We start from the raw sequence: 14151 nt of genomic DNA, 5'->3' as shown, positions 1-14151 counted from the left end.
CCCTCAGCGCGTGAGCTGTTCTCCTCCGGTACGGCACCTCGAGCACCCCTCACCGCAAAGTTACTGACGGTCTTTCAGATTGGCCGTCAAGGTACGCCGGGGGCGCGATGGAGGGAAGAGAGAAGGTTGTGAAAGTCCTAGGCGGGTGCGGCGAGTTCGGCCCAGACCGTCTTTCCGGGAGCGCCCGGCGTGCGGTCGATGCCCCAGTCGCGGCAGAGCCGCTGCACGATGAACATGCCGTGCCCGCCCGGCCGGCCGGCCCGGTGCGGGGTGCGCGGGGCGGGCTGGCCGGCGCCGCGGTCGGCGACCTCCAGGCGCAGGCCCCCGTCGAGGCGCAGCACGCGCAGGCTCTCCGGGCCCTCGGCGTGCAGACAGGCGTTGGTCACGAGTTCGGAGACGACCAGGAGGACGTCCTCGGCGGCGGCCCTGCGGTCGGCGGTGGCGGCGGGCAGCCAGCCCCAGTCGTAGAGCGCCTGCCGGGTGAAGTCGCGGGCGAGCGGGACGGTGCCGCTGGTCGCTCCGAGGGCGAGGGTGCGGACGTCGGCATCGCCGGAGGCAGTCTCCATCAGCGCTTCTTCACCTCACCGGTTCAACCGATTGACGGGTAACGGACGACAGGGGCGGACGAGAGGGGGCGGGCCACGGGGCGGGCGGGGACGCGGGTCACTCGACTCACTCGGCTCGGCTCACTCGGCCCGGCCGGCGAGCGCGGAGTCGAGGGAGTCGTGGACGGTGAAGACGGCGTCCGCGCCGGTGATCTCGAAGACTCTCGCCACCGGGGGCCGCATCGCCGCCAGATGGACGCCGCCGCCCGCGGCCTCGGCTCGCAGCCGGGCGCCGAGCAGCACGTTGAGTCCGGTCGAGTCGCAGAACTCGAGCTGTGAGCAGTCGAGTACGAGGCGTGCGCGACCCTCGTCCAGCGCGCGGTCGAGTGGCGCACGCAACAGTTCGGCGGTGTGGTGATCGAGCTCACCCACCGGGGTGAGCACCTCGCTCGCCCCCACGGTACGGACGTCGACCCGGAACCGCTCGGGTGCGCTGCCGATGTGCTGGCGGTACATGCCTCGAACCATACAAGTGCGCACCCGTCCGCCGCACACAAGGTCCATCCCATACTGCACAAAGCAGACAATTGCCACTTGCAACCATCGGGGAAGAACCGGTAGGGCTAGAAGGACACATTCCACATGCCGGCTTTGGAGGCGCCGCAAACCGCAGCGAGACATTCACGATGGAGGAGACCATGTCACCCCGGCTCGACGTACCGGATCTCGTGGAACTGCCGACGATCCCACCCGTCGACGAGATCGCGCCGCACGACGCGCGCGCCCTCTCGAAGACCCTCTTCGCCCGCCTCGGCGACCTCGAGGAGGGCACCCACGAGTACGCGTACGTCCGCAACACCCTGATCGAACTCAACCTCGCCCTGGTCAAGTTCGCCGCCTCCCGCTTCCGCACCCGCAGCGAGCCCATGGAGGACATCGTCCAGGTCGGCACCATCGGCCTCATCAAGGCGATCGACCGCTTCGAACTGGCCCGCGGCGTCGAGTTCCCCACCTTCGCGATGCCGACCATCATCGGCGAGATCAAGCGCTTCTTCCGCGACACCTCGTGGTCGGTGCACGTCCCGCGCAGGCTCCAGGAACTCCGCCTCGACCTCGCCAAGGCCGGTGACGAGCTCGCCCAGAAGCTCGACCGCGCCCCCACCGTCGAGGAGCTCGCCCGCGAACTGGGCATCCGCACCGACGAGGTCGTCGAGGGCATGGCCGCCGCCAACGCGTACACCGCCAGCTCGCTCGACGCACCGCCCGAGGAGTCCGAGGCCGACGGCGTCACCCTCGCCGACCGGCTCGGTTACGAGGACCACGGCCTGGAGGGCATCGAGTACATCGAGTCCCTCAAGCCGATGATCGCCTCGCTGCCGGCGCGCGAGCGCCGCATCCTGTCGCTGCGCTTCACCGCGGGGCTCACCCAGTCGGAGATCGGCGAAGAGCTCGGCATCTCGCAGATGCACGTGTCCCGTCTGCTGTCACGGACGCTGGCGCGGCTGCGCAGGGGCCTCACGGTCGAGGAGTGAAGTCCCGGCGCGGGCGGGTGGAGTTCGCGCCCGTAGCCCCCGAGCCGACCGCCCCGCGCGCCGCCGACCCGAACCTCTCGGCGGCGGAACGGGCGGGGGTGGCGGCGGCCGGTGCGCTGGTGGCGGAGCTCGTCGCGTAGGGGCGGCGCCTACCAGCCGATCCGTGCCTCGCCGAGCGGCTCGTACCCGGCGGGGGCGAGGAACTCGCGGACCTGTCCGGCGGGGCAGCGCTTGTCGACGTGCAGGAAGACGGTGTGGGTGCCGGCGGCCCGATCCAGCTCGACGTCGTCGCTGTGGAACGTCACCTGCACCCCGTCGTACTGCGGGTGCGCCCACGGGACCGGCCACGTCCCCCTCCAGCAGAGGGACGCCCGCTCGTCGCCGACCGCGCGCAGGAACGGCAGCTCCGCCTCCCGGGGCGCCTCCTCCTGGCACACCCACACCGGGAACCGCACCGCCCCCGCCGGCTCCGCCCACGGGTCGTACGTCTCCCCCTCGGCGTCCTCGAACCACGCCCCCGGGACGACCTCCGCCACCCGCCGCACCCGCTCCGGCGTCCCGATCAGCGCCTCGACCATGATGGGCTCCTCGACCTCCGCCAGCAGCCCGCACAACTCCCTGGCCCGCGCGTAGGCGGCGTCGCCGTCGGTCGTACGGAAGACGGGATAGGCCCGTGAATGCCCCATGCGCGCCACCCTCGCACGCCCCTCGCCGGCCCTCCGGCTCTTTTCGCCCACCGGTCGCTTCTCTCCCCGGTCTCTCCTGCCTCCGAGGCAGAATCGACGGCATGAGTCACCGACGCGCGCGGGCGGCCGGCCCCCTCGGCTTCCGGTAGCCCGCCAGGAGAGTCCTGGCGGTCGCCACCGACGGAGCCTTCATGTCGCGCACCGCCCATCACGTCCCCCCGTCCCACGCCCACACCCGCGCCACGGACGACGAGCGCCGTCCCGGCGCCCCTTGGCATGCCCTGCTGCTCCACGACCTGCGCTACGACGCGGCCTGCCTCGACGCCGCCCTCCGCGAGGGCCGCAGGCCCGTACCGCGAGCGGTGCGGCGGCGGGTCGAGGTGTACGCCTTCCCCCGGCACAACCGCGACCGCTCCCTCCCCGCGTGGGCGACGCGGGAGGAGCGCCGTGCCCGCCGTCGCCTGCGCGGCCGGGTCGGCGTCCTCCTCCGCCTGCTCCACTCCCCCACCGGCCCTCTCCGCCCCTACGCGGCCGGCACGGTGGACATCCCGCCCGCCCGCCACCGGCGCGGGGCGTTGTGGCTCGCTTAGGGAGCGGCTCAGACCACGCGCATGCCCTTGCGCCAGACCTCGGCGACCAGCGGGACGCCCGGGCGGTAGGCCAGGTGGACGTGGGAGGGGGCGTCGAGGAGGGTGAGGTCGGCGTGGGAGCCGGGGGTGAGGCGTCCGATGTCGGTGCGGCGGAGGGCGGCCGCGCCGCCGGCGGTGGCCGACCAGAGGGCCTCGTCGGGGGTCATCCGCATGTCGCGCACGGCGAGGGCGATGCAGAAGGGGACGGAGGAGGTGAAGGAGGAGCCGGGGTTGCAGTCGGTGGAGAGGGCGACCGTCACGCCGGCGTCCAGGAGCCTGCGCGCGTCCGGCCACTGGGCGCGCGTGGAGAACTCCGCGCCGGGGAGCAGCGTCGCGACCGTGTTCCCGGAGGCCAGCGCGTCGACGTCGGCGTCCGTCAGGTGGGTGCAGTGGTCCGCGCTGGCCGCGTCCAGTTCGACCGCGAGCTGGACGCCGGGGCCGTACGAGAGCTGGTTGGCGTGGACGCGCGGGTGGAGGCCCCTGGCCTTGCCGGCGGTGAGGATCGCGCGGGCCTGGTCGCCGTCGAAGGCGCCCTTCTCGCAGAAGACGTCGACCCAGCGGGCGTACGGGGCGCAGGCGTCCAGCATCTCGCCGGTGACCAGGGCGACGTACGCGGCCGGGTCGTCGGCGTAGTCCGGGGAGACGATGTGCGCGCCGAGGTAGGTGACCTCGTCGGTGTGCTCGGCGGCGATGCGCAGCGCGCGGGCCTCGTCCTCGACGGTCAGGCCGTAGCCGGACTTGGTCTCGAAGGTGGTGGTGCCCTGGCGCAGGGCCTCGCGCAGATAGCGGACGACGTTCGCCGACAGTTCGGCGTCGGTCGCGGCGCGGGTCGCCGCGACCGTCGTGCGGATGCCGCCCGCCGCGTAGGCCTGGCCGGACATGCGGGCGTTGAACTCGGCGGTGCGGTCGCCCGCGAAGACGAGGTGCGAGTGGGAGTCGACGAAGCCGGGGATCACCGCGCGGCCCGCCGCGTCGACCCGGTTGTCAGTGGCGGGTGCTTTGCTGGTCTCACCGACCCAGACGACCCGGTCGCCCTCGATGACGACGGCCGCGTCCTGGATCAGGCCCAGGGGGGTTCCATCACCGAGGGAGGGATCGTTGGTGACGAGGCTGGCGATGTTGACGATGGCCGTGGCGGGCTTCGCCACCGCGCTGTTCGCGCTCGTGGGGGCGGAGGTCGCCGCCGGGTTGTTCGTCGCCGCGGGGCTGGTGTCCATGGTGAGGGGTGTCTCCTTCAGCCGCGCAGGGCGGCGATCGAGTCCGCGAGGGTCCGGGCCACGTCGGGTACGGACCGGTGGACCCCGTCCCGTACGACATGGCGACCGCCCACGATCGTGTGCCGCACGTCCGCGGCCGACGCTGCGAATACCGCCGTCTCGGCTGCCAGACGCGGCACCGGTCCCGCTGTCCTGACCGAGTCCAGGGCGAGGGTGGTGAAGTCGGCGAGGGCGCCGGGCTCCAGGACTCCCGCGTCGGTCCAGCCGAGGGCCGCCTGACCGTCGGCCGTCGCCGCCCGCAGCAGGGCCGCGGCCGTCCAGTGGCCGCGGGTGCGGGTGCGCAGGCGCTCGTTCAGCTCCATGGCCCGCGCCTCCTCCAGGAGGTCGATGACGGCGTGGCTGTCGGTGCCGAGCGACAGCGGGGAGCCGGCCCGCTGGAGGGCGACGGCCGGGCCGATGCCGTCGGCGAGGTCGCGCTCGGTGGTGGGGCACATGCAGGTGCCGGTGGCGGTGGAGCCGATCAGCGCGATGTCCGCGTCCGTCATGTGCGTGTTGTGGACGCCCGTGGTGCGCGCGCCCAGCACGCCGTGGTCGGCGAGCAGTTGCGTCGGGGTGCGGCCGTGGGCCGCGAGGCAGGCGTCGTTCTCGGCCGTCTGCTCGGAGAGGTGGACGTGCAGGGGGGCCTGCCGGTCCTGCGCCCACCGGGCCACGGTGGACAGCTGGTCGGCGGGCACGGCCCGCACGGAGTGGATCGCGGCCCCGATCCGCAAGCCCTCGCGCTCCTTCAGGGCGCTCGCCCGCTCGGCCCAGGCGTCGGCCGTGCCGTCGGTGAAGCGGAGCTGGTGGGGTTCGGGGGCGGCGCCGAAGCCGGAGGAGAGATAGGCGGTGTCGAGCAGGGTGATCCGGATGCCGGCCTCGCCTGCAGCGGCGATCAGGGCCTCTCCCATGGCGTTGGGGTCGGCGTACGGGGTGCCGCCGGGCGCGTGGTGGAGGTAGTGGAACTCTCCGACGGAGGTGATGCCGGCCAGCGCCATCTCGGCGTACACGGCGCGCGCGAGGGCGAAGTAGCTGTCGGGGGTGAGGCGCTGGGCGACGCCGTACATGACCTCGCGCCAGGTCCAGAAGGTGCCGGAGCCGACCTGGACCGTGCCGCGCAGGGCCCGGTGGAAGGCGTGCGAGTGGGCGTTGGCGAGGCCGGGGATCGTGAGGCCGCGCAGGACCTCCGCGCCGGGCTGCGGGGCCTCCACGCCCGTCCGTACGGCCGTGATCCGGCCCTCGGACGAGACGTCCAGGGCGACGCCCGGCTCGGCGTGCGTGCCGAGCCAGGCGTGCTCCAGCCAGTAGGTGGTCTGCGGCGTCAGCGGCACGCCAGGCCCTCCAGTACGTCGGCGAGTGCGCGGACCCCGGCGAGGCAGTCGTCCTCGGCGGCGAACTCGGCCGGGGAGTGCGAGACGCCGGTGGGGTTGCGGACGAACAGCATGGCGGTCGGGATCGACGCGGACAAAATACCCGCGTCGTGTCCCGCGCCGGTACCGAGGACGGGGATCTTGTCGCCGGTGGTCTCGCCGAGGATCCGGCTCATCTCGTCCCGCAGCGCGTGCCCGAACTCGACCACGGGTGTGAAGGACTCCCGTACGACGGCGAGGTCGACGCCCTGCCGCAGGGCGTGGTCGCGGGCCGCCGCCTCGATGCCGGCGACGACCGTGTCCAGGGACTCCTGGTCGGCGGCGCGCGCGTCGAGCCAGCCGCGGACGAGCGACGGGATGGCGTTGACGCCGTTCGGCTCGACGGCGACCTTGCCGAAGGTGGCGACGGCGCCCGCGAGTTCGGCCTCGCGGCGGGCGGCGAGGACGGTCTCGGCGTACGGCAGCATCGGGTCGCGCCGGTCGACGAGCCGCGTGGTGCCGGCGTGGTTGGCCTCGCCGTGGAAGTCGTACCGCCAGCGGCCGTGCGGCCAGATGGCGGAGGCGATGCCGACGGCGTCCCCGGACAGGTCCAGGGCGCGGCCCTGCTCGACGTGGAGTTCGACGAAGGCGCCGATGCGGGCCAGCCGCTCCGGGTCCGGGCCGATGGCCTCGGGGTCGTATCCGGCGGCCTCCATGGCCCGCGGGAGGGAGATCCCGTCGGCGTCGCGGAGTTCGTACGCCTTCTCCTTGGTCAGCTGACCGGAGGCGAGGCGGGAGCCGACGCAGGCGAGGCCGAAGCGGGCGCCCTCCTCGTCGCCGAAGTTGACGATGGCGAGGGGCCGCTTGAACGAGACGCCGCGGGCGCGGAGTTCGTCGAGGGCGGCGAAGGCGGAGACGACGCCGAGGGGGCCGTCGAAGGCGCCGCCGTCGGGCACGGAGTCCAGGTGGGAGCCGGTGACGACGGCGTCGCCGGCGGTCGGGTCGCCGAGCCAGGCCCACTGGTTGCCGTTGCGGTCGGTCTCGACGTCGAGGCGGCGGGCTTCGGCCTGCATCCGGAACCAGAGCCGGCAGTCGCCGTCGGCGGCGGTCCAGGCGTAGCGGCGGTAGCCGCCGGAGGCGTCGCTGCGGCCGATGGGCCGCAGCGACGTCCACATGGCGTGGAAGCTCTGGCTCACGCGGAGCCTTCCGTGGAGCCGGACTCGGCACCGGACTCGGCGCCCTCGCGCATCGGGACGCGGACGCCGCGCTCGTCGGCGACCCGCTCCGCGATGTCGTAGCCCGCGTCGACGTGGCGGATGACGCCCATGCCGGGGTCGTTGGTGAGCACGCGGCGGATCTTCTCGCCGGCCAGCGCGGTGCCGTCGGCGACCGAGACCTGCCCGGCGTGGATGGAGCGGCCCATGCCGACGCCGCCGCCGTGGTGGATCGACACCCAGGAGGCGCCGGAGGCCACGTTGACCATGGCGTTGAGCAGCGGCCAGTCGGCGATGGCGTCGGAGCCGTCGAGCATGGCCTCGGTCTCGCGGTACGGGGAGGCGACGGAGCCGCAGTCGAGGTGGTCGCGGCCGATCGCGAGGGGGGCGGCGAGGGTGCCGTCGGCGACCATGTCGTTGAACATGGCGCCGGCCTTGTCGCGCTCGCCCTGGCCGAGCCAGCAGATGCGGGCCGGCAGGCCCTGGAAGTGGACGCGCTCGCCGGCCATCTTGATCCAGCGGTGGAGGGACTCGTTCTCCGGGAAGAGGTCGAGGATCGCCTTGTCGGTCTTGTGGATGTCCGAGGCCTCGCCGGAGAGGGCGGCCCAGCGGAAGGGGCCCTTGCCCTCGCAGAACAGCGGGCGGATGTAGGCCGGGACGAAGCCGGGGAAGGCGAAGGCGCGGTCGTAGCCGGCCAGCTGGGCCTCGCCGCGGATGGAGTTGCCGTAGTCGAAGACCTCGGCGCCGGCGTCCATGAAGCCGACCATGGCCTCGACGTGCCTGGCCATGGACTCGCGGGCGCGGGTGGTGAATCCGGCCGGGTCCTTGGCGGCGGCGTCGGCCATGTCCTCGAAGGCCACGCCGACCGGGAGGTACGACAGCGGGTCGTGGGCGGAGGTCTGGTCGGTGACGATGTCGATCGGGGCGCCCTCGGCGAGCATCCGCGGGAGCAGCTCGGCGGCGTTGCCGAGGAGGCCGATGGACAGCGGGCGGCGGGCGTCGCGGGCTTCGGTGGCCAGCTGGAGGGCGTGGGCGAGGTTGTCGGCCTTGACGTCCAGGTAGCGGTGCTCGATGCGGCGCTCGATGGCGCGCGGGTCGCAGTCGACGCAGATCGCGACGCCGTCGTTCATGGTGACGGCGAGCGGCTGGGCGCCGCCCATGCCGCCGAGGCCGGCGGTGAGGGTGATGGTGCCGGCCAGGGTGCCGCCGAACTTCTTGGCGGCGACGGCGGCGAAGGTCTCGTAGGTGCCCTGGAGGATGCCCTGGGTGCCGATGTAGATCCAGGAGCCGGCCGTCATCTGGCCGTACATGGTGAGGCCGAGCTGCTCCAGGCGGCGGAACTCCTCCCAGTTGGCCCAGTCTCCGACCAGGTTGGAGTTGGCGATGAGGACGCGCGGGGCCCACTCGTGGGTCTGCATGACGCCGACCGGGCGGCCGGACTGGACCAGCATGGTCTCGTCCTGCTTGAGGGTCTTGAGGGTGCGGACCATGGCGTCGAAGGAGCGCCAGTCACGGGCGGCCTTGCCGGTGCCGCCGTAGACGACGAGCTTGTCGGGGTGCTCGGCGACCTCGGGGTCGAGGTTGTTCTGGAGCATCCGGAGGGCGGCCTCCTGCTGCCATCCCAGGGCGCTCAGTTCCGTACCGCGCGGGGCCCGTACGGGGCGGGGTCCTGACATGGCGATGCCTCCTGGATCCTTCGGCTATTCATTCAGATATTCACATCCTGGCCTTCTGAATAGTCTTAGTCAACAGCTGCGGCACCCTCCCACCCGGTGGTGGGATGGCCCCATGGATGGACCCATGGCTTCCTCCCGTCGCGACCAGGCCGTCCGCGCCGCGGTCCGGCATGGACTCCTCTCCCCGGACGAACCCGTCGTCGCGCTCCTCGACACCGACGGCATCCGCGCCTCCGCCGCCGCTCTGACCAGCGCCTTCGCCTCCGTCACCGACGCCCCCGTGCTGCACGCCTTCGCCGTCAAGGCCGCGCCGCTCGTCCCCGTCCTGCGCCTGCTGTACGAGGCGGGGCTCGGCGTCGAGGTCGCGAGCCCCGGCGAGCTGGCGCTGGCCCGCGCGGCCGGGGTGCCCCCGACCCGTACGGTCCTCGACTCGCCCGCCAAGACGCCCGCCGAGCTGCGCCAGGCGCTCGCGCTCGGCATCGCGGTCAACGCCGACAACCTCCAGGAGCTGGCCCGCCTCGACGCCCTCGTCGCCTCCGCGCCCACCGCCTCGCCCCTGGGACTCCGGGTGAACCCGCAGGTCGGAGCCGGTTCCATCGGCGCGCTCTCGACGGCGACCGCCACCTCCAAGTTCGGCGTGGCGCTGCGCGACGAGGGGGCGCGGGAGGCCGTCGTCCAGGCGTACCTGGAGCGCCCCTGGCTCACCCGGCTGCACACCCACACCGGCTCCCAGGGCGTCCCGCTCGCCCTGATGGCCGAGGGCGTGGGCGCCGCCTACGCGCTCGCCGAGGAGATCAACACCAAGGCCGGCCGGCAGCAGATCGACACCCTCGACATCGGCGGCGGTCTGCCGGTGAACTTCGCCTCCGACGAGGAGACCCCGACCTACGCGGAGTACGCGGCGCTGCTCGCCTCGACCGTCCCCGGCCTGTTCGACGGGCGGTACGCGCTGGTCACCGAGTTCGGCCGCTCGCTGCTCGCCAAGCACGGCACGGTGCTGGCCCGCGTGGAGTACACCAAGACCTCCGGCGGCCGGGCGATCGCCGTCACCCACGCGGGCGTCCAGCTCGCCACCCGGACGGTCTACGCGCCCGAGTCCTGGCCGCTGCGCATCCTCGCGTACGACGCCGAGGGCAGGCCCCGTGGGCGAGCGGAGGCGGCCGGTGGCCCCGAGCAGGACGCGGCCCTGGAGGTCGTCGTGGACGTGGTGCAGGACGTGGCGGGGCCCGCCTGCTTCGCCGGGGACCTGCTCGCCGTCGGCCGCTCCCTGCCGCTGCTGCGGCCCGGCGACCTGGTCGCGGTGCCGGACACCGGCGCGTACTACTTCGCCCACCACTACGCGTACAACAGCCTGCCCCGGCCGGCCGTCCACGGCTTCACCCCGACGGAGGACGGCGGCATCGCGTTCGCGACCGTGCGCAGGGCCCAGACCCTCGACGAGATCGTGGCGGAAGCGGGCGGCGACCGGCCGGACGTGCTGCTGCGCGCCGCGCCGCCCGGTGGTCCCATGGGGGCATGACAGCACGCACCTCCGTCGTGGTCGAGCGCCGGATCGCCGCCTCCCCCGGCCGGGTCTGGGAGTCGATCACCGACCTGCGGGACATGCCGCGGGTGCTCTCGGGCGTCGAGAAGGTCGAGGTGCTCACCGAGGGCGGCTTCGCGGTGGGCACCCGCTGGCGGGAGACCCGGCGGATGCTGGGCCGGACGGCCACGGAGGAGATGACCGTGACCGTGTGCGAGCCGACCGAGCGCTATGTGACCGTGGCCGACTCCCACGGCATGCACTACGTCTCCGAGATCGCCCTCGTGCCGCAGGGACCGGCGGTCTCCGCCGAGGAGACCGTGCTGCGCATGACCTTCACCGCCCGCCCCGCCCACGACCGCGCCCCGGGCCCGCTCATGCGGCTGTTCAGCCGTCTCGGCGGGCGGGCGGTGGCGCGGGCGCTCGCCAAGGACCTGGACGAGATCGCCAGGGCGGTCGAGAGCCGGGGTTGAACCCCGGGGCCGGATCGAGAACCCGCTTCTGACAAATTCCGTTGGAAAATGCCAGAACCCCCTCCGGCGGTCACGACGTTCAGTAGCGTCACCGTTACTGCCGTTCGTCCGCACGCCGCATCGGGAGGGGATCTCGCGTGCCCGGAATCGACGAGTGCCTGCTGGAGGCGATGAGCCTGCCCGGGGCGCGCGGGGCCTGGCTGGTCGACTGGACCAGCGGTCTGGCCCTCGGGGCAGCGGGCGAGTCCCCGGTCGGCGACCACGAGACCACCGCCGCCGAGAGCGCCGAACTCGCCCGCGCGGCGGCCGAGTTCGAGTCGGCCGACGACCCCGGCTCACCGGGCACCACCCCCGGCGCCGCCCCGGCCCTCGCGGCTCCCCCCGGCGCCGCCCCTGCCTCCCCCGTCCCGGTCTCCCCCGGCGCCCCGCCCGTCGAGGACCTGATCGTCACCACCCGCACCGGCTACCACGTGATCCGCTTCGTCGAGACCGCCTTCGACAGCAGCGTCTTCCTCCACCTCTGGCTCGACCGCACCACCGGCAACCTCGCCCTCGCCCGGATCCGGCTCGGCGACCTCGCGCAGAGGCTGGTCCTCGGATGACCGCCGGCGTGTCCCCGATGCTCACCCGCCTCGCCGCCGAGAAGGCCACCGGCGCCCTGCTGCGCGACCACGGCACCCTCTACCTCGTCGACGGCCGCGTCGTGCACGCCGAGAGCCCGAGCTCTCCCGGCGTCGACGTGCTGCTCACCGCCGCCGGACGGCTGCCCCGCGAGGGCTGGGACGAGGCGGTGGACCGGGCCGGGGCGCTCGGCGCCGTCGGCCGGTTCCTCGTCGACAGCGGCCGGCTGCACGACGGCGAACTGGAGATCTGTCACCTCGGCGCCGTCTTCGACGCCGCCTTCTTCGCCCTCGCGCCCACCACCGGCCCGACCCGCTTCCGCTACGGGGTGGGGCACTGGTTCGGCTCGGTGCGGCCGGTCGACACCGAGGCCGTCGAGCGCGAGACCCTGCGCCGCCGCGAGCTCCTGGACAGCGTCTGGCCCTACCCGGCCGTCGACACCGCGCCCGTGGTGCCCCGGCCCGCCGCGCCCGGGCAGCCGGTGGGCGCCCGGCACCGGGCGCTGCTCGCGGCGGCCGACGGGGTGCGCACCCCGGCCGAGCTCGCCCGGCTCCTGGGCAGGCCCGCCTTCCACACGCTGCTCGACGTACGGCGGCTCGCCTCGGCCGGTCTGGTCGAGACCCCGCACGAGGCACCACCGCCCGCGCCCGCCGTACCCGCCTGGGTCGGCGAGGTCGCCACCCCCGACCCCGACATCGCCCTGCTCCGCCGGCTCCGTGACGCCCTGGAGGCAGCTCTGTGATGAGGCGTGCCCTGCGCCTGCGCGCCGAGAGGAGACAACTGATGACCGCAGAAGCCGAGGTCCTCGTCGAGCTGAGACGGCTGCGGGCCCGGCTGCCGCAGCTCACCGGGGCCCTCGCGGCCAGCGCCGACGGCCTGGTGCTCGCGCAGGACGCCGTGGACGGCGAGGCGGAGAGCGTGGCCGCGCTGACCGCCGCCGCGCTCGGCGTCGGGCAGCGCCTCGCCGACACCACCGGACAGGGCGGCTTCCGGGAGCTCCTGGTCCGTGGTGAGCACGGCTATGTGGCGACGTACGCGGCGGGCGGCTCGGCCGTACTGACGCTGCTCGCCGAACCCCGGATCAACGTCGGCCGGCTCCATCTGGAGGCCCGCCGGTCCAGCGCCCGGATAGGCGAGCTGGTGGACGGCGCGCTGGACCGCAGAGACCTGAACTGACCGATCGCCCACCCTGACCGAGACGAAGGAATACCCATGGCGAACACCGAGACCTCCCTCAAGGAAGCGACCCAGATCGAAGGCGCGATCGGGGCCGCCCTCGTCGACTGGACGAGCGGCATGGCCCTCGGCACCATCGGCGGCGGCAACGAGCTCGACCTCAACGTGGCGGCGGCGGCCAACACGGACGTGGTCCGCGCCAAGGTCCGCGCCATGGAGGCACTCGGCCTCCAGGACGAGATCGAGGACATCCTGATCACCCTCGGCACCCAGTACCACCTGATCCGCCTGCTCAGGACCCGTGGCGGGACCGGTCTCTTCCTCTACCTGGCCCTGGACAAGAACCGGGCCAACCTGGCGATGGCCCGCCACCAGCTGAAGAAGATCGAGGGGGACCTGGAGATCTGAGGGCCCCCGGGGCTCACTCGACGAACAGGCCGCGCGCCGCCGCCTTCACGTCGAACTCCTCCAGGCGCGCCTGCGCGTCCGGCAGCTCGTCCGCCATCGCCTCGAGCAGCACCCGCCCGAGCAGCATCGGCGCGCAGGCGGTGTCGAAGGCGAGCCCGGTGCCGACGGCGGCCGGGATGAGCAGGTCGCTGTGCGCGGCGACCGGCGCGAAGGCCGATTCGGCGACCGTCACCACGGTGAGGCCGGCGGCGCGGGCGTACGCCAGGGCGTCGACGACCTCGCGCGGGTGCCGGGGCAGCGCGAAGCAGAGCAGCGCCGTGGCCCCGGCCCGTACGGCCGCGTCGATGCGGTCGTCGAGCATCGAGCCGCCCTCGTCGAGCAGCCGCACGTCCGGGTGGACCTTGCCCGCGAAGTAGGCGAAGCCGCGCGCCTGTGAGGAGGCGGCCCGCAGACCCAGGACGGGCAGCGGCCGGGAGGCGGCGAGCAGCCGGCCGGCGCGCTCGACGGGCGCGGGGTCGGCGAGCAGCTCGGCGAGGTGCCGGAGGTTCTCGATCTCGCCCAGGACGGCCTGCTGGTACTCGTTGTGCTCGGCGAGCTCCTCGGCGACCGCCGGCACGCTCTCGCGCAGGTGCTTGCGGAGCGCCGGGTAGCCGTCGAAGCCGAGGGCGACGGCGAAGCGGGTGACGGAGGGCTGGCTCACTCCGGCCAGGTCGGCCAGCTCCACGCTGGACAGGAACGGCACGTCGGCGGCGCGCCGCACCATGCAGTGCGCGATGCGCCGCTGGGTCGGTGTCAGCCGGTGCCCCTCGAAGAGCGTCTGCAGCCGTCCGGCCGGGCTGTCGCTCATGCCGTCCCCCTTCCACTTATTCATTCACCTGAACTCTGCATGAGAATATGCAGCCAGGCAAGGGAAGAGGATCCGGGGAGAGGCCCGGGAAGGGGATCGAGGGAAGAGGATTGCGCGGGGACCGCCGCACCCCCGTGACCGGGGGGCGGGACGACGGCGGTCCCCGCGAGGGACACGGGCCCGGGTCAGGGCCGGTCCGCGTCCGTGGCGTCGGCGGAGT

General features: G+C 73.6%; 17 protein-coding genes. 9 read left to right on the top strand and 8 right to left on the bottom strand.

The window, feature by feature from the left end; translation table 11 throughout:
- Positions 1–137 precede the first annotated feature (137 nt).
- Both ACFY7C_RS34285 and ACFY7C_RS34280 read right to left on the bottom strand, forming a co-directional pair.
- Positions 138–566 (bottom strand): ATP-binding protein, encoded by a 429-nt coding sequence (locus tag ACFY7C_RS34285; RefSeq protein WP_389658666.1) that lies wholly within the window; start codon positions 564–566, stop codon positions 138–140.
- A 120-nt stretch (positions 567–686) separates the two neighbouring features.
- Entirely contained in the window at positions 687–1061 is a 375-nt protein-coding gene (locus ACFY7C_RS34280; protein ID WP_389658663.1) for an STAS domain-containing protein, read from the bottom strand.
- Positions 1062–1243: 182 nt separating this feature from the next.
- Between ACFY7C_RS34280 and ACFY7C_RS34275 the strand changes: the two genes are divergently transcribed.
- Positions 1244–2077, top strand: a complete 834-nt coding sequence (locus ACFY7C_RS34275) for an RNA polymerase sigma factor SigF (RefSeq protein WP_389658661.1) — start codon at positions 1244–1246, stop codon at positions 2075–2077.
- On the top strand, positions 2074–2217 hold the full coding sequence (locus ACFY7C_RS34270; RefSeq protein WP_389658659.1) for a hypothetical protein: 144 nt from the start codon (positions 2074–2076) through the stop codon (positions 2215–2217). Before ACFY7C_RS34275 ends, ACFY7C_RS34270 begins: the two co-directional genes overlap by 4 nt.
- Positions 2218–2226: 9 nt before the next feature.
- On the opposite strand, the gene ACFY7C_RS34265 is transcribed toward ACFY7C_RS34270, so the two are convergent.
- Positions 2227–2763: a hypothetical protein gene (locus ACFY7C_RS34265; RefSeq protein ID WP_389658657.1), complete on the bottom strand. Its 537-nt coding sequence runs from the start codon at positions 2761–2763 to the stop codon at positions 2227–2229.
- Positions 2764–2954: 191 nt separating this feature from the next.
- Between ACFY7C_RS34265 and ACFY7C_RS34260 the strand changes: the two genes are divergently transcribed.
- Positions 2955–3353 (top strand): hypothetical protein, encoded by a 399-nt coding sequence (locus ACFY7C_RS34260; RefSeq protein ID WP_389658655.1) that lies wholly within the window; start codon positions 2955–2957, stop codon positions 3351–3353.
- An 8-nt stretch (positions 3354–3361) separates the two neighbouring features.
- On the opposite strand, the gene hutI is transcribed toward ACFY7C_RS34260, so the two are convergent.
- The 4 genes from hutI to hutU are packed head-to-tail and all read right to left on the bottom strand — an operon-like array spanning position 3362 to position 8884.
- Positions 3362–4609: an imidazolonepropionase gene (hutI, locus tag ACFY7C_RS34255; protein WP_389658653.1), complete on the bottom strand. Its 1248-nt coding sequence runs from the start codon at positions 4607–4609 to the stop codon at positions 3362–3364.
- 17 nt (positions 4610–4626) lie between these two features.
- Positions 4627–5976, bottom strand: a complete 1350-nt coding sequence (locus tag ACFY7C_RS34250) for a formimidoylglutamate deiminase (protein WP_389658650.1) — start codon at positions 5974–5976, stop codon at positions 4627–4629.
- The gene (locus ACFY7C_RS34245; protein WP_389658804.1) at positions 5967–7169 is read right to left on the bottom strand and encodes an allantoate amidohydrolase; all 1203 of its coding nucleotides are present in this window, start codon (positions 7167–7169) and stop codon (positions 5967–5969) included. The genes ACFY7C_RS34250 and ACFY7C_RS34245 overlap by 10 nt, the downstream gene beginning before the upstream one ends.
- A gap of 17 nt (positions 7170–7186) precedes the next feature.
- Positions 7187–8884 carry a urocanate hydratase gene (gene hutU / locus ACFY7C_RS34240; RefSeq protein WP_389658647.1) on the bottom strand — a complete coding sequence of 566 codons (1698 nt, stop codon included), beginning with the start codon at positions 8882–8884 and terminating at the stop codon, positions 7187–7189.
- Between the two features lie 124 nt (positions 8885–9008).
- Between hutU and ACFY7C_RS34235 the strand changes: the two genes are divergently transcribed.
- The 6 genes from ACFY7C_RS34235 to ACFY7C_RS34210 all read left to right on the top strand — a co-directional run bounded on the left by ACFY7C_RS34235 (position 9009) and on the right by ACFY7C_RS34210 (position 13084).
- The gene (locus ACFY7C_RS34235; RefSeq protein ID WP_389658644.1) at positions 9009–10403 is read left to right on the top strand and encodes a diaminopimelate decarboxylase; all 1395 of its coding nucleotides are present in this window, start codon (positions 9009–9011) and stop codon (positions 10401–10403) included.
- A complete protein-coding gene (locus tag ACFY7C_RS34230) occupies positions 10400–10879 on the top strand; it encodes an SRPBCC family protein (protein ID WP_389658641.1) in 480 nt (159 codons plus the stop codon). Before ACFY7C_RS34235 ends, ACFY7C_RS34230 begins: the two co-directional genes overlap by 4 nt.
- Before the next feature lie 137 nt (positions 10880–11016).
- Complete coding sequence (locus tag ACFY7C_RS34225; protein WP_389658638.1) at positions 11017–11481, top strand: hypothetical protein; 465 nt, start codon at positions 11017–11019, stop codon at positions 11479–11481.
- Entirely contained in the window at positions 11478–12242 is a 765-nt protein-coding gene (locus ACFY7C_RS34220) for a transcriptional regulator (RefSeq protein ID WP_389658635.1), read from the top strand. Before ACFY7C_RS34225 ends, ACFY7C_RS34220 begins: the two co-directional genes overlap by 4 nt.
- 41 nt (positions 12243–12283) lie before the next feature.
- The gene (locus ACFY7C_RS34215) at positions 12284–12676 is read left to right on the top strand and encodes a roadblock/LC7 domain-containing protein (RefSeq protein ID WP_389658632.1); all 393 of its coding nucleotides are present in this window, start codon (positions 12284–12286) and stop codon (positions 12674–12676) included.
- A 36-nt stretch (positions 12677–12712) separates the two neighbouring features.
- Entirely contained in the window at positions 12713–13084 is a 372-nt protein-coding gene (locus ACFY7C_RS34210; protein WP_389658629.1) for a hypothetical protein, read from the top strand.
- Positions 13085–13097: 13 nt separating this feature from the next.
- Here ACFY7C_RS34210 and ACFY7C_RS34205 read toward each other — a convergent pair whose 3' ends face one another.
- Entirely contained in the window at positions 13098–13931 is an 834-nt protein-coding gene (locus ACFY7C_RS34205) for a MurR/RpiR family transcriptional regulator (RefSeq protein WP_389658626.1), read from the bottom strand.
- Positions 13932–14151 lie beyond the last annotated feature (220 nt).

It is taken from the genome of Streptomyces sp. NPDC012769 (genome assembly GCF_042901205.1).
Lineage (GTDB): Bacteria > Actinomycetota > Actinomycetes > Streptomycetales > Streptomycetaceae > Streptomyces.
The sequence above is the reverse complement of the archived record's forward strand: the minus strand, read 5'-3'. Positions and strand labels throughout refer to the sequence as shown.

Excerpts from the sequence above, each read along its gene's own strand:
- ACFY7C_RS34285 (WP_389658666.1), bottom strand. The coding sequence starts at position 566 with ATGGAGACTGCCTCCGGCGATGCCGACGTCCGCACCCTCGCCCTCGGA.
- ACFY7C_RS34280 (WP_389658663.1), bottom strand. The coding sequence starts at position 1,061 with ATGTACCGCCAGCACATCGGCAGCGCACCCGAGCGGTTCCGGGTCGAC.
- ACFY7C_RS34275 (WP_389658661.1), top strand. The coding sequence starts at position 1,244 with ATGTCACCCCGGCTCGACGTACCGGATCTCGTGGAACTGCCGACGATC.
- ACFY7C_RS34265 (WP_389658657.1), bottom strand. The coding sequence starts at position 2,763 with ATGGGGCATTCACGGGCCTATCCCGTCTTCCGTACGACCGACGGCGAC.
- ACFY7C_RS34260 (WP_389658655.1), top strand. The coding sequence starts at position 2,955 with ATGTCGCGCACCGCCCATCACGTCCCCCCGTCCCACGCCCACACCCGC.
- hutI (WP_389658653.1), bottom strand. The coding sequence starts at position 4,609 with ATGGACACCAGCCCCGCGGCGACGAACAACCCGGCGGCGACCTCCGCC.
- ACFY7C_RS34245 (WP_389658804.1), bottom strand. The coding sequence starts at position 7,169 with ATGTGGACGTCGCTGCGGCCCATCGGCCGCAGCGACGCCTCCGGCGGC.
- hutU (WP_389658647.1), bottom strand. The coding sequence starts at position 8,884 with ATGTCAGGACCCCGCCCCGTACGGGCCCCGCGCGGTACGGAACTGAGC.
- ACFY7C_RS34235 (WP_389658644.1), top strand. The coding sequence starts at position 9,009 with ATGGCTTCCTCCCGTCGCGACCAGGCCGTCCGCGCCGCGGTCCGGCAT.
- ACFY7C_RS34230 (WP_389658641.1), top strand. The coding sequence starts at position 10,400 with ATGACAGCACGCACCTCCGTCGTGGTCGAGCGCCGGATCGCCGCCTCC.
- ACFY7C_RS34220 (WP_389658635.1), top strand. The coding sequence starts at position 11,478 with ATGACCGCCGGCGTGTCCCCGATGCTCACCCGCCTCGCCGCCGAGAAG.
- ACFY7C_RS34215 (WP_389658632.1), top strand. The coding sequence starts at position 12,284 with ATGACCGCAGAAGCCGAGGTCCTCGTCGAGCTGAGACGGCTGCGGGCC.
- ACFY7C_RS34210 (WP_389658629.1), top strand. The coding sequence starts at position 12,713 with ATGGCGAACACCGAGACCTCCCTCAAGGAAGCGACCCAGATCGAAGGC.
- ACFY7C_RS34205 (WP_389658626.1), bottom strand. The coding sequence starts at position 13,931 with ATGAGCGACAGCCCGGCCGGACGGCTGCAGACGCTCTTCGAGGGGCAC.